Origin of the sequence: Rhodoferax sp. (genome assembly GCF_044236835.1) — a bacterium.
Taxonomy (GTDB): Bacteria; Pseudomonadota; Gammaproteobacteria; order Burkholderiales; family Burkholderiaceae_C; genus Allorhodoferax.
The window spans coordinates 290,227-310,173 of record NZ_JBIIGC010000001.1 but is presented as its reverse complement, the minus strand read 5'-3'; the positions used below and the strand labels follow the sequence as shown (position 1 = coordinate 310,173).

18 protein-coding genes are annotated in these 19,947 nt (G+C 64.1%); 15 read left to right on the top strand and 3 right to left on the bottom strand.

Going from position 1 to position 19,947, the window contains the following annotated elements:
• The first annotated feature begins 3 nt into the window (after window positions 1–3).
• The 6 genes from ACILRC_RS01425 to ACILRC_RS01400 are packed head-to-tail and all read left to right on the top strand — an operon-like array spanning window position 4 to window position 7,465.
• Complete coding sequence (locus tag ACILRC_RS01425) at window positions 4–675, top strand: TetR/AcrR family transcriptional regulator (protein WP_395667536.1); 672 nt, start codon at window positions 4–6, stop codon at window positions 673–675.
• Window positions 676–682: 7 nt separating this feature from the next.
• Window positions 683–1,816, top strand: coding sequence for an efflux RND transporter periplasmic adaptor subunit (locus tag ACILRC_RS01420; protein ID WP_395667535.1), 1,134 nt, complete (start codon window positions 683–685; stop codon window positions 1,814–1,816).
• Window positions 1,816–5,004, top strand: a complete 3,189-nt coding sequence (locus ACILRC_RS01415; protein ID WP_395667534.1) for an efflux RND transporter permease subunit — start codon at window positions 1,816–1,818, stop codon at window positions 5,002–5,004. Before ACILRC_RS01420 ends, ACILRC_RS01415 begins: the two co-directional genes overlap by 1 nt.
• Window positions 5,005–5,047: 43 nt before the next feature.
• Complete coding sequence (locus ACILRC_RS01410; RefSeq protein ID WP_395667533.1) at window positions 5,048–5,722, top strand: protein-L-isoaspartate O-methyltransferase; 675 nt, start codon at window positions 5,048–5,050, stop codon at window positions 5,720–5,722.
• A gap of 16 nt (window positions 5,723–5,738) precedes the next feature.
• A complete protein-coding gene (locus ACILRC_RS01405) occupies window positions 5,739–6,074 on the top strand; it encodes a rhodanese-like domain-containing protein (protein WP_395667532.1) in 336 nt (111 codons plus the stop codon).
• Between the two features lie 53 nt (window positions 6,075–6,127).
• Window positions 6,128–7,465, top strand: coding sequence for a TolC family outer membrane protein (locus ACILRC_RS01400; protein ID WP_395667531.1), 1,338 nt, complete (start codon window positions 6,128–6,130; stop codon window positions 7,463–7,465).
• Between the two features lie 13 nt (window positions 7,466–7,478).
• Here ACILRC_RS01400 and ACILRC_RS01395 read toward each other — a convergent pair whose 3' ends face one another.
• The 3 genes from ACILRC_RS01395 to ACILRC_RS01385 all read right to left on the bottom strand — a co-directional run bounded on the left by ACILRC_RS01395 (window position 7,479) and on the right by ACILRC_RS01385 (window position 11,281).
• Window positions 7,479–8,837 (bottom strand): 3-deoxy-D-manno-octulosonic acid transferase, encoded by a 1,359-nt coding sequence (locus tag ACILRC_RS01395; protein ID WP_395667530.1) that lies wholly within the window; start codon window positions 8,835–8,837, stop codon window positions 7,479–7,481.
• Window positions 8,834–9,790 (bottom strand): lipopolysaccharide heptosyltransferase I, encoded by a 957-nt coding sequence (waaC, locus tag ACILRC_RS01390; RefSeq protein ID WP_395667529.1) that lies wholly within the window; start codon window positions 9,788–9,790, stop codon window positions 8,834–8,836. Before waaC ends, ACILRC_RS01395 begins: the two co-directional genes overlap by 4 nt.
• Window positions 9,791–9,898: 108 nt before the next feature.
• Entirely contained in the window at window positions 9,899–11,281 is a 1,383-nt protein-coding gene (locus tag ACILRC_RS01385) for a phosphomannomutase/phosphoglucomutase (protein ID WP_395667528.1), read from the bottom strand.
• A 206-nt stretch (window positions 11,282–11,487) separates the two neighbouring features.
• Here ACILRC_RS01385 and ACILRC_RS01380 point away from each other — a divergent pair, with 206 nt between their 5' ends.
• The 9 genes from ACILRC_RS01380 (at window position 11,488) to ACILRC_RS01340 (ending at window position 19,932) form a co-directional block, all read left to right on the top strand.
• The gene (locus ACILRC_RS01380; RefSeq protein ID WP_395667527.1) at window positions 11,488–13,107 is read left to right on the top strand and encodes a DNA-3-methyladenine glycosylase 2 family protein; all 1,620 of its coding nucleotides are present in this window, start codon (window positions 11,488–11,490) and stop codon (window positions 13,105–13,107) included.
• Window positions 13,108–13,156: 49 nt separating this feature from the next.
• Window positions 13,157–13,669 carry a methylated-DNA--[protein]-cysteine S-methyltransferase gene (locus ACILRC_RS01375; protein ID WP_395667526.1) on the top strand — a complete coding sequence of 171 codons (513 nt, stop codon included), beginning with the start codon at window positions 13,157–13,159 and terminating at the stop codon, window positions 13,667–13,669.
• Window positions 13,670–13,966: 297 nt separating this feature from the next.
• Entirely contained in the window at window positions 13,967–14,989 is a 1,023-nt protein-coding gene (locus ACILRC_RS01370; RefSeq protein ID WP_395667525.1) for a diguanylate cyclase domain-containing protein, read from the top strand.
• A 93-nt stretch (window positions 14,990–15,082) separates the two neighbouring features.
• On the top strand, window positions 15,083–15,817 hold the full coding sequence (locus ACILRC_RS01365) for a class II aldolase/adducin family protein (protein WP_395667524.1): 735 nt from the start codon (window positions 15,083–15,085) through the stop codon (window positions 15,815–15,817).
• Window positions 15,814–16,707 (top strand): 3-keto-5-aminohexanoate cleavage protein, encoded by an 894-nt coding sequence (locus ACILRC_RS01360; RefSeq protein WP_395667523.1) that lies wholly within the window; start codon window positions 15,814–15,816, stop codon window positions 16,705–16,707. Before ACILRC_RS01365 ends, ACILRC_RS01360 begins: the two co-directional genes overlap by 4 nt.
• 2 nt (window positions 16,708–16,709) lie before the next feature.
• Window positions 16,710–17,675 carry an L-carnitine dehydrogenase gene (locus ACILRC_RS01355; protein ID WP_395667522.1) on the top strand — a complete coding sequence of 322 codons (966 nt, stop codon included), beginning with the start codon at window positions 16,710–16,712 and terminating at the stop codon, window positions 17,673–17,675.
• A gap of 4 nt (window positions 17,676–17,679) precedes the next feature.
• Entirely contained in the window at window positions 17,680–18,192 is a 513-nt protein-coding gene (locus tag ACILRC_RS01350) for a thioesterase family protein (RefSeq protein WP_395667521.1), read from the top strand.
• Between the two features lie 10 nt (window positions 18,193–18,202).
• Window positions 18,203–18,763, top strand: a complete 561-nt coding sequence (locus ACILRC_RS01345; RefSeq protein ID WP_395667520.1) for a thioesterase family protein — start codon at window positions 18,203–18,205, stop codon at window positions 18,761–18,763.
• An 8-nt stretch (window positions 18,764–18,771) separates the two neighbouring features.
• A complete protein-coding gene (locus ACILRC_RS01340) occupies window positions 18,772–19,932 on the top strand; it encodes an acyl-CoA dehydrogenase family protein (RefSeq protein ID WP_395667519.1) in 1,161 nt (386 codons plus the stop codon).
• Window positions 19,933–19,947 lie beyond the last annotated feature (15 nt).

The window sequence follows — 19,947 nt, the reverse complement described above, 5'->3', positions numbered from 1 at the left end:
GCAATGTGCCCCAGTCAAACCCTTTGCGAACTAGCCACCAGCGTGCGGGCCAAGGTCCGCGCCAAGCGTGAGCGGCGCAAGGACGCGCGCCCGGGAGAATTGCTCCACGCGGCATTGGAGCTGTTCGTCGAGAAGGGCTATGCCGCCACCCGCGCCGAGGAAGTGGCGCGCCGCGCGGGGGTGTCCAAAGGCACTCTCTTTTTGTACTTTTCCAGCAAAGAAGAGCTGTTCAAAGCGGTGGTGCGGGCCAACATTTCCGGCCGCTTTGCCGAGTGGGGTGAGGAGCTCAACCACTACCAAGGCAGCAGCGAGGCGCTGCTGCGGTACTGCATGACCAGTTGGTGGGAGCGCATTGGCAATACCCAGGCCTCGGGCATCACCAAGCTGATGTTCAGCGAGGCCAGCAACTTTCCCGAGCTGGCCGCGTTCTACCAAGCCGAAGTGATTCGCCCGGGCAATGCGCTGATCAGCCGCATCCTGCAGCGCGGTGTGGAGCGCGGCGAGTTCCGCCCGGTCGATCCGGCCTACGGCGTCTACAGCATCCTGAGCCCTATGCTGTTTTTGGCGATGTGGAAGCACTCGTTTGGAAGCTCTGACAACACCGACAACGCCCTGGACCCCGTGGTATATCTGGAAACCCAACTCAACACTTTGCTGCACGGCCTCAAGGCCTGATGAGACCATGAAACTTTTCTCCAAATGGACGGTCGTTTTGCTCGTTGCCCTGCTGCTCATAGCAGGCGGCTGGCGCTTCTTCGCCCAGCGCAGCGCGGCCAAGGCGGCACTCGATGCGCAGCAGGCCAGCCAAAAGGTGCAGCAGCCTCTGCAGTTGGCCGCCAGCGAAACGGTCCAAGCCCAAAAGGTTGATCTGCTGCAGGTGCTGCAAATAGCGGGTCCGCTGCGCGCCAGCAACACGGTGATGGTCAAGGCACGCGTGGCCGGTGAGTTGCAAGGGCTGGTGTTACGCGAGGGCGATTTGGTACAGGCCGGCACGGTGGTGGCCACGGTGGACAGCACCGAGTTCACCGCCCGATTGCGCCAGGCGCAGCAGCAAGCCGAGTCAGCCAAGGCGCAAGTCGACATTGCCAAGCGCGCTTTCGATAACAACCAGTCGCTGGTGCAGCAGGGCTTTATCTCCAAAACCGCCCTGGACACGTCCATTGCCACACTGGCGGCCAACGAAGCCAACCACCGCGCAGCACTGGCCGGGGTGGATGTGGCGCAGAAGGCGCTGGGAGACACGGTGCTGCGTGCGCCGATTAGCGGCCACATTGGCCAACGGCTGGCCCAACCAGGAGAGCGGGTGTCGGTGGACGCGCGCATCGTCGAGATCGTGGACTTGAGCCGGCTGGAGCTGGAGGCGAGTTTGGACGCCGCCGACTCGCTGTCGGTGCGCACCGGTCAACACGCTGAGCTCAGCATAGAAGGTGCGGCACAGCCGGTGCGCTCCACCGTGGTACGCATCAATCCCAGCGCCGCTGCAGGCAGCCGGGCCGTTCTGGCCTACCTGCGCCTAGAACCCCAAGAAGGCTTGCGCCAGGGACTGTTTGCGCAAGGGACCTTGCAGGTGGGCAGCATGCGCGTGCTGGCGGTGCCACTCAGCGCCGTGCGCACCGACAAACCCACGCCCTACGTGCAGATCGCCGTGCAAGGCGCAGTGGTCCACCGCCCCGTGCGCATGGGCCGCAAGGGGCTGGTGGATGGGCAGCCGATGGTCGAAGTGCAAGGCGTCGACGAAGGTGCTGACGTGCTGGTGGGTGCCCTGGGCGCCCTGCGCGAAGGCACGCCGGTCGCCATCGCAGCGGGTGCCAAGTAATGTGGTTCACCCGCGTCAGCCTGCAAAACCCGGTGTTTGCCACCATGATGATGTTGGCGCTGGTCGCGCTGGGCTTGTTCTCGTTCCAGCGGCTGCAGGTCGACCAGTTTCCGCGGATTGATTTTCCGGTGGTGGTGGTGGTCACCGACTACCCCGGCGCCTCGCCGGAGATTGTGGAGAGCGAAGTCTCCAAAAAAATCGAAGAGGGCGTCAACACCATCGCTGGCATCAACGCCCTGAGCTCGCGCAGCTACGAAGGCCAATCAGTGGTGGTGATTGAGTTTGACCTGAGCACCGAAGGACGCAAAGCCGCTGAAGACGTGCGGGAAAAGATCAGCGCGGTGCGCCCCTTGCTGCGCGAGGAGGTGGGCGAACCCCGGGTGCTGCGCTTTGACCCGTCCTCGCGCGCCGTGTGGTCGGTGGCGGTGCTGCCAGACACCACAGCCCAAGGTGCGACGCTCAGTGCGGTGGACCTGAGCAACTGGGCCGAACAGACCTTCAAGAAGCGCATCGAAAACGTGCGTGGTGTGGGCTCGGCCACCGTCGTAGGCGGCACGCGGCGCGAAATCAATATCCACCTGAGCGCGCGTGCGCTGGAGTCGTTTGGCATCAGCCCCGACCAGGTCGTGGCTGCGATTCGCAACGAGAACCAAGACATCCCCGTGGGCACCCTGCAAAACGGGCCGCAAGAGCGCGTCGTCCAGATCCAGGCGCGCAAAGACCGCCCGGCAGACTTTGGCAGGATCATCGTGGCCCGCAAAAATGGCGCGCCCATTCGCGTGGAGCAGCTCGCGCAGGTCGTCGATGGCGCCCAAGAGGTGGAGAGCCTGGCGCTCTACAACGGTGAGCGCAGCGTGCTGCTCAGCGTGCAGAAGGCCCAGGACGAAAACACGATTGCGGTGGTGGACCGGCTGGCCAAAGCATTGGCCGAGGTAGAGAAAGACCTGCCCCCTGGCGTGCGACTGGTAGCCATCACCGACGGATCGCGCCAAATCCGGGTGTCGGTGGACAACGTGCGGCGCACCCTGATTGAGGGTGCGGTACTGACCGTGCTGATCGTGTTTTTGTTCCTCAACTCCTGGCGCTCCACCGTCATCACCGGGCTGACGCTGCCGATTGCGCTGATCGGCACCTTTTGGTTCATGCACCTGTTTGGCTTCACCATCAACATGCTCACGCTGATGGCGCTGAGCTTGTGCGTGGGCCTGCTGATTGACGACGCCATCGTGGTACGCGAGAACATCGTGCGCCATGTGCAAATGGGCAAAAGCGCGTACCAAGCGGCCATGGAGGGCACCCAAGAAATTGGCCTGGCGGTGCTGGCCACCACACTGTCCATCGTGGCGGTGTTTTTGCCCATCGGCTTCATGGGCGGCATCATCGGCAAGTTCTTCCACGAGTTCGGTCTGACCATCGTGGCGGCGGTGCTGATCTCCATGTTTGTGAGCTTTACCCTGGACCCCATGCTCTCCAGCGTGTGGAACGATCCCGCCATCCACCGCCCAGGCCAAGCCGCAGCGCGACCCACGTTGTACGACAAGACCGTGGGACGCATCACCGGCTGGTTCGAGCGCGGCACTGAGCGCCTGGGCGACGGCTACCAAAGCATCTTGCGTTGGGCTTTGCAGCGCCCCCTCACCACGGTGGCCAGCGCTGTGGCGATCTTTGTGGGCAGCATCTTCATGGTGCCCTTGCTGGGCACCGAGTTCGTACCCAAGGCCGATTTTTCCGAGACCACGGTGAGCTTCTACACCCCGGTGGGTTCGTCGCTGGCGACCACCGAGGCCAAAGCCCGCCAAGTGGAAGGCATCCTGCGCGAGTTGCCCGAGGTGCGTTACACCGTGACCACCATTAACAGCGGTACCGCGCAGGGCAAGATGTACGCCAGCATCTACATTCGCTTGGTCGACCGCAAGCAGCGCAGCCGCAGCGTGGATGCCCTGTCCGCTGTGCTGCGCCAGCGCCTGGCCAGCGTGCCCGGCATCACGGTAACCCATGTGGGCTTGCTGGACGCAATTGGCGGTGGCAAGCAAATTCAGTTCTCGCTGTTGGGCACCGACACCCGCGAGTTGGAGCGCATCAGCGTGCAGGCCTTGGAAAAAATCCGGGGCATCTCGGGTTTGGTCGACCTCGACTCCAGCGTCAAACCCAACAAGCCCACCTTGGATGTGCAACTGCCGCCCGACGTCGCGTCCGACCTGGGCCTGAGTACCACCCGCATCGGCGACGCTTTGCGCACCCTGGTGGCCGGGCAGAACGTGGGCAACTGGCGCGCACCCAACGACCAAACCTACAGCGTGATGGTGCGTCTGGCCCCAGAAGAGCGGCACACGGCGGACGACTTGGGTAACTTGCCGTTCACCGTGGGCACCAATGCCGACGGCAGCCCGCGCACCGTGCGCCTGGGCCAAGTCGCCACCCTGGAAGACACGACCGGCCCCAACCAGATCAACCGGCGCAACCTTTCGCGCGAGGTGTCCATCAACGCCAATGTGTCGGGCCGCTCAGTGGGCGAGGTGTCGGCCGACATCCAGCGCGCGCTGGAATCGATTGCCATGCCGCCGGGCTACCGCTTCCAGTTCAGCGGGGCGGCCAAAGACATGGCAGAGTCCTTTGGCTATGCCATCTCCGCGCTGGTCATGGCCGTGGTGTTCATTTACATGATCTTGGCCAGCCAATTCCGCAGCTTCTTGCAGCCGCTCGCGCTGATGACCTCGCTGCCGCTGACCCTGATTGGCGTGGTGCTGGCGCTGATGATGTTCAACTCCACGCTGTCCATGTTTTCCGTCATCGGCGTGGTCATGCTGATGGGCTTGGTCACCAAAAATGCCATTTTGTTGGTGGACTTCGCCATCCGCGCCCGCGCACCCCATACCGCCGAGGACGGCACGCTGGTGGCAGGCTTGAACCGGGTGGACGCTTTGTTGATGGCCGCCAAAGTGCGCCTGCGCCCCATCCTGATGACCACCCTCGCCATGATTTTTGGCATGGTGCCGCTCGCCTTTGCGCTGACCGAGGGCTCCGAGCAGCGCGCACCGATGGGGCAGGCAGTGATTGGCGGCGTCATCACCTCCTCATTGCTGACCTTGGTGGTGGTTCCCGTCATGTATTGCTACATGGATGATCTGGCGCAGTGGATGCGCCGCGTTTGGCAAGGCCGCTCGGGTGCCGCCGCTAAAATTGAATGACCTACCCAGACCCCCTCGCTCTGCAACCCACAGGAACCCTGAGATGACCATGACGCCCACCGAACAAGCCCGATTCAACATGATCGAACAGCAGGTGCGCCCCTGGAACGTGACCGATGCTGCGGTCCTGGAATCGCTCTCGCTGGTCAAGCGCGAGCTGTTCGTGCCCAAGGCCTACCAAAGCCTCGCTTTTGCCGACATGGAGATCCCCTTGGGCCACGGCCAGAGCATGCTGGCACCCCGGCTGGAGGCGCGGCTGCTCCAAGACCTGGCCGTTCAAGCCAGCGACAAGGTGCTGGAGGTGGGCACCGGCTCAGGCTACATGGCTGCGCTGTTGGGCCGCCTGGCGCAGCGGGTGCTCAGTTTGGAAATCCAACCCGAGTTGCTGGCCCTGGCCCGGGCCAACCTGCAAGGCGCTGGCATCGGCAATGTGGATGTGCGACAAGCCGATGGCTGCGAGGGCGCGGCGGCCGATGGCCCGTTCGATGTGATTTTGCTCAGCGGTTCGGTGGCCGAGGTGCCCGCAGCGCTGCTGGGGCAGCTCAAGCCCGGCGGGCGCCTGGCAGCGATTGTGGGTGACGAGCCGATCATGGCGGCCACCTTGATCACCCGCACCGGGATGGGCACCAGCAAGGGCGACTTCCACACCAGCCGCCCCTGGGACACCGTGGCACCGCGCCTGTTGCACTTCCCTGAACCCACCCGCTTTCACTTCTGACACCCCCAGGCCACCGATGATCGCGCGCATCCGTCCCTCCCAATTGGCCGACTGGCTGGCCCAGGCCGGCCCCAACCCGGTCGTGCTGGATGTGCGCGAGCCGGGCGAGTTGCAGGCGGCCAGCGTGGCAGCCGATGGCTTTACGCTGGTGTCCATCCCGATGAACTCGGTGCCTGCGCGACTGCACGAGCTAGGCGCCGACCAGCCCATCGCCTGCCTGTGCCACCACGGAATGCGCAGCATGTACGTGGCCCAGTTTTTGGCCAGCCAAGGTTTTACGCGGCTGGCCAACATCGAGGGCGGCATCGACGCGTGGTCGCACGAGCTCGACCCCCGCGTCCCCAGTTACTGATTTCAGCGCTGACAGCACCACAGCCTACACACCATTTCCTTCGAAAGACCACCATGCAACGCACTGCAAGCTCCCACCATTTCAAGCGGCTTTCCCTTTGCATCGCCCTGGGCCTGGGCAGCCTCTCAGCGCAGGCCCAGTCCTTGGTCGAGCTCTATGCAGCCGCCAAGGGATTCGATGCCAGCTACCAAGCGGCCCTGGCGCAGTTCGAGGCCACCGTCGCCAGGGGTGAGCAAGCCCGCGCGGCGGTTCTGCCCACGGTCAACCTCTCCGCCAGCGGCAACCAAACACGCAATGAAAACTCGCTGTCCAACCCGTCGCAGCGCGATTTCAGCGCGCAATCCGCCACCCTCAGCGCCAGCCAGCCCCTGTACCGCCCGGCCAACTGGGCGAGTGCAGCACAAGGCAAAAAGCAGCTCGAACTGGCCCAGGCGCAGCGCACCAGCGCGGAGCTGGACCTGATCGTGCGGGTCAGCCAAGCCTACTTTGATGTACTGGCCGCGCGCGACAGCCTGGAGTTCATCAACCGCCAAAAGACCGCGGTGGCTGAGCAACTCGCATCCGCCAAGCGCAACTTTGAAGTGGGCACAGCCACCATCACCGATACCCGCGACGCGCAAGCCCGCTACGACCTGGTGGGTGCGCAAGAGTTGGCTGCCGAAAACGATCTGCGCGTCAAGACCCTGGCACTCGAGCAACTGGTCGGCAAGCCCGGTGCACAACCCAAACCTTTGCGCATGCCGGTGGCTTTGCCTTCCCTGGAACCAGCCGACGTTAACGCCTGGGTGGCGCAGTCCGAGAAGAACAACCCGACCCTGCAGCAGCTGCAAACCGCTTTGGACGTGGCCCAACTCGAAACCGAAAAGGCGCAGTCCGGCCACCTCCCCACCGCCGACTTGGTGGGCAGCTACACCACCTCCAGCAACTCGGGCAGCGCCAGCACATCGGCAAGCTCCACCAACAACAGCGCCACCATTGGCCTGAGCTTCACCCTGCCACTGTTTGCCGGCTTCTCGGTGCAAAACCGAATCAAGGAAGTGATGGCCCTGGAGCACAAGGCGCGCAAGGACCTCGATGCGGCCACGCGCAGCGTGGCCCAGGCCACCCGCAGCGCGTTTTTTGGCGTGCAATCCGGCGTCTCGCAGGTGCGGGCGCTGGAAGCCGCCGAGGTCTCCAGCCAAAGCGCTCTGGACGCCAACAAGCTGGGCTACCAAGTGGGCGTCAAGATCAACATTGATGTGCTGAATTCGCAAAGCCAGTTGTTTGACACCAAGGCCAAACTGGCCAAAGCGCGCTACGACGTGCTGGTAGGCGGACTCAAGCTGCGCCAGGCCGTTGGCAGCCTGAGCGAACAAGACCTGGCATCCATCAACCGCCAGCTCGCCGACTGACCGGCGGGCAGGGCTAGGACTTTCCTCGCAGCATCTCCGCCACGGCAGCTGCGGTTTTCTCAGCAGCGCCCCGGTGGCTTTGGCTCCAACCCAGCGCGCGCTTGCGGGCAGTTGCCAACGCGCTGCCTGACTGCAGCAGACCGTCCACGCGGGCGAGCGCTTGCGCCAAGTTGTCCACCTCAAATGCAGCACCGGCGGCCTGGGCCATCTGGGCAGCATGGGCAAAGTTGAAGGTGTGCGGCCCCATCACCACCGGACAGCCACAGGCGGCGGCCTCGATCAGGTTTTGTCCGCCCAGTGGCGCAAAGCTGCCGCCCAGCAAAGCCACATCGGCCAAGCCAAAGTACAGCGCCATTTCTCCCAAGGAGTCGCCCAGCCACACGTCGGCGGGAACGGGTGCATCGGTCCAGCTGCTGCGCCGGGAGACGGTCAAGCCGGCCTTGGTAAACAGCTCTGCCACGGCATCAAAACGCTGCGGATGGCGCGGAACGATCAGCCATTGCAGCGCCTGCGCCGCCGCGCCACTGTCTTTGTAGACCGCAGCTTGCGCCTTGACTGCATCGAGCCAAAGTTGCTCTTCACCCTCGCGCGCGCTGGCAAACATCACGACAGGTTGATCCAAGGTAGCCCGCCACGCCCGAGCCGCCTGCAATTGGGCGGGATTGGGCGCGGCATCGAACTTCAAGTTGCCAACCACGCCGTGCACAGGCGCGCTCAACTGGCGCAGGCGCGCGGCATCTTCTTCGGTCTGCGCCCACACAGCGGCCAAGCCCGCAAAAGCCGGGCGTGACAGCCAGGCCAGCCGCTGCGCCTTGCGCAAGGACTGGGCACTCATGCGCGCGTTCACCAAACACAGAGGCACACCAGCTTGCGCGCAAAAGTGCACCAGGTTGGGCCACACCTCGGTTTCCACCAACAGGCCCATGCAGGGCTGGAAATGCGCCAGAAAGCGCTGCACCGCGCGCGGCGTGTCCCACGGCTGCCACACTTGCACATCACCGGGCTGCAGCAGTGCTTGCCCCTGCTCCCAGCCAGTGGCAGTGCCATGGGTGAGCACCAATCGCATGCCCGGCAATGCGGCGCGCAGTTGCTGGACCAGCACCGCCGCTGCGCGCGCTTCGCCCAGCGACACCGCATGCACCCAGATGGTCAACGCGGGGGGGGATGGTGGCGCTGTCAGCGCCAGCGGCGAGGCAGAGGCCGGGGTGGGCACAGCCGCGTTCGCAGGTGCGCGCTGCACGCCGCGATAGTCCCCAAAGCGCTGTTCGATGGCGTGGCCGTAGCCCGGCTCGGCCCGTGCGCGCTTGCGCAACTTGCGCACGAGCAGCGGCTGCACCAGCCACACCAGCAGCGTGTACAGCAGCCGCGTCATGCAACAGCCTGCCACGCCGCCCAGACCGCTTCCACATCCGGTGCCGATTCGCCGCCCACGGCCAGCTGGTGCGGCTGACCCACCGGGCCAGCACGCCAAGCGCGCGGCTGGCTGAAGATTTGCACATGGGGCAGGTTCAGGGCGACGGCGAGGTGGCTCAAACCCGAGTCCACACCAATGACGCCGCTGCTTGCGGCCATGGCGTCGAGCACCTGCGGCAGCGCCATGCGCGGCCACACATCGGCGTGCCCTCTCAGGTTGTGCGCAATGCGGGTGACCAAGGCCAGCTCGGTATCGTTGGACTGCGGCAGCCCAATGCGAAAACCCTGCGACACCAACCGCTCTGCCAAGGCCAGCCACTGGTCCTCAGGCCACTCGTTATCGGCTCGGGTGGTGCCGTGCGCCAAGACCACGCTGCGCAGTGGTTCTGTGGGCGTGGCATGCAGGTCGTACACCGGTGCGCCGTGGCTTTCAAAGCCCAGGGCGCGCGCGGCCAACAGGCGGTAGCGGGCCACTGCGTGGATGCGCCGGGGCATGGGCAGCGTGCGCTGCAGCAGGTAACGCACCGGCCACTCATAACTGCAGGCGTCGCTGGCGTTGGCATAGGTAGCGCTAAAGCCTCCAGTTGTGCGCCGCGCCCGGCGCGCGACCAGTGCCGATTTGATGAGGCCTTGGAAGTCAATCACCGCGTCGTAGGCCTCGCTGCGCAATGCGGCGTCGAAGGCGGCGCGTTCACGCTGGGTGGCTGCACTCCAGCGCGACTTGCGCCAGCGCCGCTCGGCAATCGGCAGCACCCGGCGCACGCCGGCTTGGCGCTGCACCAGCGGGGCAAAAGCCTCTTCCACCACCCAGTCGATCTCGGCTGCCGCAAAGTGCTGCTGCACGTCGTGGACCACCGGCATGGTCTGCACCACATCGCCCAAGGAAGAGAGCTTGACGATCAAAACTTTCATGTGCTGGACAGGGGTAGCGAGCCGTGGGCCTGGGGTGCGACCTAGTGGATGCGAGGTGCAGGGTGGGAGGTGGAGGGTACGCGACTAAAAGGTAAGTGGCCGCCGCGCTCAATGCGCAGGTGCATCGAACTGGGCATCAGGCACGACCGCGTACAACAAAGCCAGCATCGCCGCCTGAATGCGTTCCAGCGCGGCTGGGGTGTGGCCTTCAAAGCGCAGCACCAGCACCGGCGTGGTATTGGATGCGCGCACCAGGCCGAAGCCATCGGGCCAGTCCACGCGCAGGCCGTCGATGGTGTTGACGACTGCAGGCGCGTCAAACCGCGCTTGGGCCACCAGCTGCGCGACCAGCGGATGTGGCTGGCCCTCCAGACAGGGCACATTGAGCTCGGGCGTAGAAAAGCTGGTTGGCAGTGCGTTGAGCAGTACGCCGGCATCAGGAGATCGGCTCACAATTTCGAGCAGGCGACAACCGGCGTAGGTTCCATCGTCAAAACCCAACCAGCGCTCCTTGAAGAAGATATGGCCACTCATCTCGCCCCCTAAAGGCGAATCGACCTCGCGCATCTTGGCCTTGATGAGCGAGTGGCCGGTCTTGAACATCAGCGGCTTACCGCCCGCTGCCTCGATCGCCGGGGCCAGGCGCTGGGAGCACTTCACGTCAAAGACGATGGTGCCGCCGGGCACGCGCGAGAGCACGTCTTGTGCAAACAGCATCATCTGGCGGTCGGGGTAAATGTTGCTACCGTCTTTGGTCACGATGCCCAAGCGGTCACCGTCGCCATCAAAGGCCAGGCCAAGCTCTGCATCGCCACGCTGCAGCACAGCGATCAGGTCACGCAAGTTGTCGGGCTTGCTGGGGTCGGGGTGGTGGTTGGGGAAAGTGCCATCGACCTCGCTGTAGAGCTCTTGCACCTCGCAGCCGATGGCGCGAAGAATGGCAGGCGCCGAGGCACCGGCGACACCGTTGCCCGAGTCGACCACGATCTTGATGGGTCGCGCCAGCCGGATGTCGCCCACAATGCGCGCGCGGTAGGCTGGCAGCACGTCGACGACCCTGCAGCTGCCACCGGCTTGCAGGCTCCAGCCTTGGGCCTCCATCATGGAGCGCAGCGCTTGGATTTCCTCACCGTAGATTGCTTTGCCTGCCATCACCATCTTGAAACCGTTGTGGTCACGCGGGTTGTGGCTGCCGGTCACCTGGATGCCACTTTTGCAAAGCGTCGCGGCCGCAAAGTACAACATAGGCGTGGTCACCATTCCCACATCGATCACCGCCATGCCCGCCTCTTGCAAACCACGCACCAGAGCGCCCACCAACATCGGGCCGGAGAGCCGGCCATCGCGGCCCACCGCTACCGTGTGCTCACCTTTGGCGCGCGCCAAAGTGCCAAAGGCCCGACCCAGCGCCAAGGCCACATCCTCGGTCAGGTTGGTGGGAACGATGCCGCGGATGTCATAGGCCTTGAAGAGGCTGGCGCTGAGGTGCATGGTTTTTGAGGCTGGTTCACAAACTGGCGTCTTGCCCGGGCGCAAGGGTCCGCGTGCGCCGCCACATTCAGGGGCTAGGCGCGCCACATTGTAGGTGCGGGGTCTGGACGCGGCACCCCTTAGGCTGGCGGTACACATGTCCGAAAACGGCGAACATTCGGTGACCCAAAGGACCACATCAGCCCATGCCCTACGTATGATTTGGCATGCCTTCCATGCCGCAACCGACCGACGATGACGCACGCTACCTTGCGCTCAAGGCACGTGACGCACGCTTTGACGGCCACTTCTATACGGGCGTGACCTCCTCCGGCATCTATTGCCGCCCGGTGTGCAAGGTGCGTGCGCCCAAGCGCGAGAATTGCCGCTTCTTCGCGCTGGCCGCACAAGCCGAACATGCGGGCTTTCGGCCCTGCCTGCGCTGCCGACCTGAGCTAGCGCCTGCAGGTCATGCTGCGGCGCTAGCAGACGCGACCGCAGGCCTGCCGACGGCAGTTTGGTCCACCCAGGACGCCTCACGCATCCTGGCGCAGCAGGCCGCACAGCTGCTCGACGGCAAGGCACTGGACGCCAGCGCGCTGGCAGCGGCCCTGGGCATAAGCGAGCGGCATGTGCGGCGGATCTTTGAGGCGCACTGGGGCATCACACCGCTGCAGTATCTGCAGACCCGCCGGCTGTTGGCTGCCAAACAGTGGCTGACCGACACGAATCTGAGCATGGACCAGGTGGCGCATCTCAGCGGCTTTGCCAGCGTCCGCCGCTTCAACGCAGCGTTTGTGGCGCATTACCGACTGCAGCCCACCGATTTGCGCAAGGCCGCCGCACCACGCGGCGCCGGCCAGAAACTGTCATCGGGCGCCAGCCCCGGCCAACGCGCAGTCACTGTGGGCGCGCAGCCTCTCTCTGCAGCACGTCAGCACAGCGTTGTGCTCAAAGCCAGCTACCGCCCACCCTACGACGTTGCGGCCTTACTCAACTTTTTTTCCGCGCGCAGTCTGCAAGGCATCGAGCATGTCGATGTGGCGGGCCTGTCACTAGCCCGCACTCTGTCGGTGCCGCACGGTGGGGCAACGCTACAGGGCTGGGTGCACTGTCAGTTTGTGCCGACCAGCCACCGTGTGGATTTGCAAATCAGTGCCACGCTGACACCTGTCTTGCCCCAAGTGCTGTCGTGCCTGCGGGGAATGTTGGACCTCGACGCCGACCCCGTGGCCATTGACGCAAGTGTCGGGGCACACTTTCCCGGCCTCGAAGGTTTACGGGTCCCTGGTACGGTGGACGGCTTCGAGTTGGCAGTGCGGGCCATCGTGGGCCAGCAAGTCACGGTGGCGGCCGCTCGCACCTTGGCGCAGCGTCTGGTCGCCCGCTTTGGCCAGCCGGTGCAAACGCCATGGCCAGAGCTGGACCGCAACTTTCCATCCGCGCAGGTGCTTGCGCAGGTTCCGGTCGATGTGCTGGGGGCTTTGGGCATCGTGCGCCAGCGCCAGCGGGCCATCCATGCGCTGGCGCACGCAGTGGCCAGCGGCCAATTGCTGCTATCACCACACGCCGATCCTGCCACCACTGTGACTGCCCTGCAGGCCCTGCCGGGCGTGGGTCCGTGGACGGCGCAGTACATCGCAATGCGGGCGTTGCGCTGCCCCGACGCATTCGTCGCAGGCGACGTTGCGCTGCACCATGCGCTCGGCCTTCGGACACAACACGTGGCACAACCGAGCTCACCAACGCAACGCGCGCGGGAGGCCGAGCGCATCGCCACAGCTTGGCGGCCCTTTCGTAGCTACGCGGTCATACGGGCTTGGCACCTCAACAGCCAAGCCACCTGACGCTCCACCACGCAGCGCAGCCACTGCACACGCCCACAAGGTCTACACCATGCATTCGGCCCAACACCCGGTAACACGCTGCCAAACCCCGTCCCCTCTGGGTCCTCTCACCCTCGCCGCCCAGCGCGGGTTGTTGGTGGGCGTATGGTTTGACGGTCAAAAGCACCAACCAGACACCAGCGCGTGGGCCACCGAGGGGACGCATCCGGTGCTGTTGGCGGCGTGCGAGCAGATGGCCCAGTACTTCGCTGGCGAGCGACTGGTGTTTGATCTGCCGCTGGGGCTGTTGGCGGGGACCACGTTCCAGCGCCATGTGTGGGCCGCGCTGCGCGCCATTCCTGCGGGTACCACTACGTCGTATGGCGCGCTGGCACAGGGTGTCGGTCGCCCCAAGGCGGTGCGTGCGGTGGGCGCAGCGGTGGGACGCAACCCGTTGGGCATCGTCGTGCCTTGCCACCGGGTGGTGGGCAGCCAAGGTGCGCTGACCGGGTACGCCGGCGGTCTGGAGCGTAAGCGGGCCCTGCTTGAGCTGGAACAACGCGCTTACAAACTGCCTCGGTAAGCACGCAGGCGCCCGACCCTCTTGACGGTCAAGTTCGCATTTTTTCAATCCGTGGCTGGGGGGTTGCTCCGATCCAACACACTGCGGGCCACGCCTGGCCGCAAACGAACAACTCAGTGAACCCAAGGCTCTGCTGCCAAATCTGCCGACACCGCTTCTGACGGATGAATGTTGCGAGAACGCAACGCCACGGCGGATGCATTGCGAGTACATGATGCCGTGAGATAATTCACGAACTGATAACAATTTGCGGGCGGTATCTTGAGTGAGCTTGCAAGGTCTACGTTGGAGACTAGTGTGCGATACCAAGAATCCAAAGAACAAAGCGCAGAGGTTTTGCGTCGGGTGCTTGCCTTCATGGGCCAGCACGACGCAGCGCTCAACCCAGTGTCTTACACACTGTGGTACGAATACGCTACCGGTATCAACTCCGCACTGACGCACAGCGTTGACCGCGCAGTAAAACACACGCCCCGCCTGAACGACGCCATCATCCTGGCGCTGTACCAAGCCCATGTCGCAGACGGCGATACCAAGACGATGAACCGCATCACCGTGGAGCTGCAACGCATGCTCGGTGAAATGGTCGAAAGTGCCTCCCGAACAGGCAACCAGGCAGGCCTGTTCGGCAACCAATTGGAAGAGCTCAACACCGCTTTGTCGGCCAACGATGCTGCCGCACTGCAGCAGTTGGTGTCCCAGACCCTGGTCGGTTCCTCGGCCATGCAGTCCACCGCGCAAGCTTTGGAGCAACAAGTTAAGTCCAGCCACCAAGAAATTGAGCGATTGCAAAACGAACTGGTGCGGGCGCGCGACGAAGTGGTGATGGATCCGTTAACGCGGGTCCTCAACCGCAAAGGTTTTGACCAGCGCCTCAAAGAAATGATGGAGTCGCCCAACGACCCCAATGCCACCCATTGCTTGGTGATGCTGGACATCGACCACTTCAAAAAGGTCAACGACACCTACGGGCACGTGATGGGTGACCGCGTCATCCAAGCCTTGGGTGAGGTGCTGCGTAGCTGTGTGCAAGACAAGAAGAACGCCGTGGCCCGGTACGGCGGTGAGGAGTTCGCAGTGGTCATGCCCAACTGCACACTCGACGACAGCACCCGACTGGCAGAGATGGTGCGCCTCAAGACCCGCGCCATGAAAATCCGCGACCGCCGCACCCAAGAGGTTGAGTTGACGGTCAGCGTGTCTGCAGGGGTTGCAGCAATCCAGCCCGGCGATGACGCACAGACGCTCATCGCACGGGCCGACGGTGCGTTGTACAAGTCCAAACAAGGCGGACGCAACCGGGTTACCTGCGCGGTCTAAGTCCGTCGGGCTCCTAGGGTTAGTCCTAGGGCTAAAAGGGGCGCGAGCCCAGCCTACCATCGGGGTGTTTGGCTCTTGGCTTGGAGACTTGGAATGCACCCCGAATCACAACTGCGCATTGACCTGGCGGCGGCGTTTCGCTGGGCTGCACGTTTGGGGTTGCACGAAGGTATTGCCAACCACTTCAGCGTCGCCACCAACGCGGCTGGCAGCCAGTTCTTGCTCAACCCGGTGGGTGCGCATTTTTCTCGCATCCGCGCCAGAGATTTGCTGCTGCTCAACACCGCAGAGTCCGCCACGCTGGAAGGGGAGAACGCCCCCGACCCCACCGCCTGGAACCTGCATGCCGAACTGCACCAGCGCGTGCCACATGCCCGCTGCATCTTGCACACCCACATGAAGTACGCCACCACGCTGTGCTGCTTGCAAGACTTTGTGTTTTTGATGCTCGACCAAAACGCCTGCCGCTTCTACGGCCGCATCGCCTACGACCGCAACTACGCGGGCATGGCGCTGGACGCATCCGAGGGCGCGCGGGTGGCACAACTGCTTGGGGCTGACAAGAGCGTGCTGTTCATGGGCAACCACGGCGTGATCGTTGTGGCCCCCACGGTGGCGCAGGCGCTGGATGAACTGTGTTACTTGGAGAAGGCGGCCGAGCTGCAGGTGCTGGCCCTGTCCACCGGCAGGCCGCTGGCCTTGGTGCCCGAGGCGGTCGCCCGCCTGGCCTGCTCCCAATGGAACGATTACCCCACCCGTTTTTCCGAACTGCACTTGCAAGCGGTGAAAAACATTCTTGACCACGAAGCCTCGGACTACGCACTATGAATCCACACGTCATCGTCACCTGCGCCGTCACCGGCGCCGGCGACACCGTCGGCAAGCACCCAGCCATTCCAGTCACGCCAGCGCAAATTGCCGCCGCTGCAGTCGAAGCGGCCCATGCCGGTGCCACCGTGGTGCACTGCCATGTGCGCGACCCCGAAACCGGCAAAGGCAGCCGGGACCCTGCGCTTTACCGCGAGCTGATGGAGCGCATCAAAGGCTCGGGCGTCGACATCATCGTCAACCTGACTGCCGGGATGGGCGGCGACCTCGAAATCGGCGAGGGCGAGAACCCAACGCACTTCGGACCGGGCACCGACCTGGTGGGCCCGCTGGCGCGGCTGGTGCATGTGGAAGAGCTGCTGCCCGACATTTGCACCCTGGACTGCGGCACGCTGAACTTCGGCGACGGCGACACCATTTATGTCTCGACGCCGAAGGCCCTGCGCACCGGTGCCAAGCGCATCACCGACCTCGGCGTCAAGGCCGAGCTGGAGATTTTTGACACCGGCCACCTGTGGTTCTCCAACCAGATGATCAAGGAAGGCCTGCTGGTGGACCCGCTGTTCCAGTTGTGCCTGGGCATCCCCTGGGGGGCGCCTGCCGACACCACCACCATGAAGGCCATGGTGGATAACCTGCCCGGTGGTGGCAAAGACGTCACCTGGGCTGGCTTTGGCATTGGCCGCATGCAAATGCCCATGGCGGCCCAGGCCATGCTGCTGGGCGGCAATGTGCGCGTCGGGCTGGAAGACAACCTGTGGTTGGACAAGGGGGTCTATGCCAGCAACGGCTCGCTGGTTGAGCGCGTCGTCAAACTGATTGAATGCATGGGCGGCAAGCCCATGAGCCCGGCCGAAGGCCGCAAAAAAATGAACCTGAAAGCCCGTTAACCATGGCAATACACACCCACATCAAAACCTTTGCTGCCTTGGGCACCGGCGTCATTGGCAGCGGCTGGATCGCACGCGCATTGGCCAACGGCCTGGACGTGGTCGCATGGGATCCCGCGGACAACGCCGAGGCTGCGCTGCGTGAGCGCATTGACAAATGCTGGCCTGCCCTGGTCAAAAACGGATTGAAGCCCGGCGCATCACCCACGCGTTTGCACTTTGTGGCAACGGTCGAGGAGTGTGTGACGCAAGCCGACTTCATCCAAGAGAGCGCACCAGAGACCCTGCAACTCAAGATCGATTTGCATGCCAAGATCACCAAAGCGGCCCGCCCGAATGTGATGGTTGGCTCCAGCACCTCGGGCCTGCTGCCCACCGAGTTTTATGCGCAGGCCAGCCACCCCGAGCGCTGCTTTGTAGGCCACCCTTTCAACCCGGTGTACCTCTTGCCCCTGGTCGAGGTGGTGGGCGGCAACCAAACCGCGCCCGAGGCGATTGCCGCAGCGCAGGCCTTTTATGCATCGCTGGGCATGAAGCCGCTGCACGTGCGCAAAGAAGTGCCCGGCTTCATTGCCGACCGCCTGCTGGAAGCCCAATGGCGTGAAGCCCTGCACCTGGTCAACGACGGCATTGCCACCACCGGCGAAATTGACGACGCGATTCGCTACGGCGCGGGCATCCGCTGGTCGTTCATGGGCAGCTTTTTGATTTACACCTTGGCCGGCGGCGACGCTGGCATGCGGCATTTCATGGCGCAATTCGGCCCGGCGCTCAAGCTACCCTGGACGCACTTGGTGGCGCCAGAGCTCACTGACAAACTGATTGACGACATCGTGGACGGCACCAAAGTGCAGCTTGGCCCGCACAGCATCGCTGACTTGGAGCGCTACCGCGACGACTGCCTGATGGCGGTACAAGAGGCGGTGCGCGCGACCAAGCTCAGACACGGCATCCCGCTGGATGCGTAACGGTATGTCGGCGCTGATCACCACCTGGCGTGGCCAGGTCGCACCCGAATGGGTGGACTACAACGGCCACCTGCGCGACGCGTACTACCTGCTGCTGTTTAGCTTTGCCAGCGACACCTTGATGGACCGCATCGGCTTGGACGCCGCCGGGCGCGAAGCCACAGGGCACACTTTCTACGCGCTGGAGACACACCTGAACTACCTGCTGGAGGTCAAAGAAGGCGCGGCGGTGGAGGTGCGCACGCAGATTCTGGGCATGGACACCAAGCGCGTCGACGTGTACCACGCGCTGTATCTGCAAGGCAGCGACACGCTGCTGGCGGCCAACGAGCAAATGTTGATCAACATCGACCGCAGCGGCCCCAAGTCAGCGTCGTTCGCGCCCAGTGTGCAGGCAGCGCTTGCGGCTTTGGCTGCAGCGCACGCGGGCCTGGCGCGTCCCCCATATGCGGGCCGCGCCATTGCGCTGCCTGCTGCGCGCCCGGTGGCACCGCCCGTCTCTCCAGCCGCTGCGTGACATGGACACCATGCAAGCAACCCAGCCACCGCAGCGGGTGCGCACTCCACTCGAAGGCACACCGGCATCCCCGTGGGACGCCAACGCACCCATCGCCGCGCCGCTATGCCTGCACCGGCCGACCGTGCGCCCCGAATGGGTGGACTACAACGGCCACATGAGCGAGTCCTGCTACCTGCTCGTTTTTGGCGACAGCTCGGACGCATTTTTTCGCTACATCGGAATCGATGAAACCTACCGCGACGTGGGCGGCCATTCGCTCTACACGGTGGAGACCCACATCCACAACATACGCGAAATCTCTGAAGGTGAACCGCTGCGCCTGACACTGCAACTGCTGGACGCCGACGACAAGCGCCTGCACATCTTTCACGCGATGTTCCACGGCACGACCGGCGCGCTGCTAGCCACCGGTGAGCAAATGCTGGTGCACGTCAACATGGCACAAGGCCGCTCGGCACCTATGTCCGCTGATTTGCAGGCGCGCGTGAACGCCATCCGCCAGGCGCACGCCGCGCTTCCCAAACCGGGGCAAGCGGGCGCATCCATCGGCATCCGCCGCAAACCCTAAAGCACGCTATGCATTTTGAACTCAGCCATGAACACACCATGCTCGTCGACACGGTGCGCGCCTTTGTCGAGGCCGAGCTGTACCCGCACGAGGACCTGGTGGAGCGCACCGATGCCGTCCCCCCAGAACTCGCAGCCGAGATCCAAGCCAAAGCGATTGCGGTGGGCCTGTACTCCGCCAACATGCCCGAGGCCTTGGGCGGCGGCGGGCTGGACAACCTGGGCGTAGCGCTGTTGGAGCGCGAACTCGGACGCGCCTCCTATGGTCTGCAAATGCTGGTCGCGCGGCCCAGCAACATCCTGCGCGGCTGCACCGGCGACCAAGTCGACGAGTACCTGCTGCCCACCATCCGCGGCGAGCGCCACGACTGCCTCGCCATGACCGAGCCCAACGCGGGCTCCGACGTGCGCAGCATGCAAACCCGGGCGGTGCGCCAGGGCGATGACTACGTCATCAACGGTACCAAACACTTCATCAGCCACGCCGACATGGCGGACTTCGTGGTCTTGTTCGCAGCCACCGACGTGGAACAAACCAAGAGCGGCCCCAAGAAAAAAATCACCGGCTTTTTGGTCGACCTCGACAGCCCGGGCCTGACCGTACGCCGCGGCCCAGGCTGCGTGTCGCACCGCGGCTACCACCAATGCGAGCTGTTCTTTGACGACTGCAAAGTGCCCGCGCGCAAGCGCTTGGGCGAAGAAGGCAAGGGCTTTGACCTGATGGGGGAGTGGCTGGGTGCGACCCGCCTGACCGTGGCCGCCACCAGCGTGGGCCGTGGGCGGCGCGTACTGGACATGGCCACCCAATGGGCTGCGACACGCCAGCAGTTTGGCCAACCCATCGGGCGCTTTCAGGGTACCGGCTTCAAGCTCGCTGACATGGCCACCGAGCTGGAAGCTGCCGACTTGCTCACCCTGCAAGCGGCTTGGAAATGCGATCAGGGCCGCATGAGCGATTCGGATGCCGCCATGGCCAAGCTCTTTGCCTCCGAGGCGCTGGCCCGCATCACCGACAACGCCTTGCAAATTTTTGGCGGCATGGGCTTGATGAACTCGCTGCCGCTGGAACGCTTCTGGCGCGATGCGCGGGTAGAGCGCATCTGGGACGGCACCAGCGAAATCCAACGCCACATCATCTCGCGCGCCATGCTGCGCGCGCACGGCGCGTGACGCGTACCCACCTCC

What these genes read in the sequence shown, in the direction of transcription:
- ACILRC_RS01395 (WP_395667530.1), bottom strand. Translation starts at nt 8,837, where the DNA reads ATGACGCGGCTGCTGTACACGCTGCTGGTGTGGCTGGTGCAGCCGCTG.
- ACILRC_RS01415 (WP_395667534.1), top strand. Translation starts at nt 1,816, where the DNA reads ATGTGGTTCACCCGCGTCAGCCTGCAAAACCCGGTGTTTGCCACCATG.
- ACILRC_RS01375 (WP_395667526.1), top strand. Translation starts at nt 13,157, where the DNA reads ATGCATTCGGCCCAACACCCGGTAACACGCTGCCAAACCCCGTCCCCT.
- ACILRC_RS01425 (WP_395667536.1), top strand. Translation starts at nt 4, where the DNA reads ATGTGCCCCAGTCAAACCCTTTGCGAACTAGCCACCAGCGTGCGGGCC.
- ACILRC_RS01365 (WP_395667524.1), top strand. Translation starts at nt 15,083, where the DNA reads ATGCACCCCGAATCACAACTGCGCATTGACCTGGCGGCGGCGTTTCGC.
- ACILRC_RS01350 (WP_395667521.1), top strand. Translation starts at nt 17,680, where the DNA reads ATGTCGGCGCTGATCACCACCTGGCGTGGCCAGGTCGCACCCGAATGG.
- ACILRC_RS01345 (WP_395667520.1), top strand. Translation starts at nt 18,203, where the DNA reads ATGCAAGCAACCCAGCCACCGCAGCGGGTGCGCACTCCACTCGAAGGC.
- waaC (WP_395667529.1), bottom strand. Translation starts at nt 9,790, where the DNA reads ATGAAAGTTTTGATCGTCAAGCTCTCTTCCTTGGGCGATGTGGTGCAG.
- ACILRC_RS01420 (WP_395667535.1), top strand. Translation starts at nt 683, where the DNA reads ATGAAACTTTTCTCCAAATGGACGGTCGTTTTGCTCGTTGCCCTGCTG.
- ACILRC_RS01380 (WP_395667527.1), top strand. Translation starts at nt 11,488, where the DNA reads ATGCCTTCCATGCCGCAACCGACCGACGATGACGCACGCTACCTTGCG.
- ACILRC_RS01400 (WP_395667531.1), top strand. Translation starts at nt 6,128, where the DNA reads ATGCAACGCACTGCAAGCTCCCACCATTTCAAGCGGCTTTCCCTTTGC.
- ACILRC_RS01355 (WP_395667522.1), top strand. Translation starts at nt 16,710, where the DNA reads ATGGCAATACACACCCACATCAAAACCTTTGCTGCCTTGGGCACCGGC.
- ACILRC_RS01385 (WP_395667528.1), bottom strand. Translation starts at nt 11,281, where the DNA reads ATGCACCTCAGCGCCAGCCTCTTCAAGGCCTATGACATCCGCGGCATC.
- ACILRC_RS01360 (WP_395667523.1), top strand. Translation starts at nt 15,814, where the DNA reads ATGAATCCACACGTCATCGTCACCTGCGCCGTCACCGGCGCCGGCGAC.
- ACILRC_RS01340 (WP_395667519.1), top strand. Translation starts at nt 18,772, where the DNA reads ATGCATTTTGAACTCAGCCATGAACACACCATGCTCGTCGACACGGTG.
- ACILRC_RS01405 (WP_395667532.1), top strand. Translation starts at nt 5,739, where the DNA reads ATGATCGCGCGCATCCGTCCCTCCCAATTGGCCGACTGGCTGGCCCAG.
- ACILRC_RS01410 (WP_395667533.1), top strand. Translation starts at nt 5,048, where the DNA reads ATGACCATGACGCCCACCGAACAAGCCCGATTCAACATGATCGAACAG.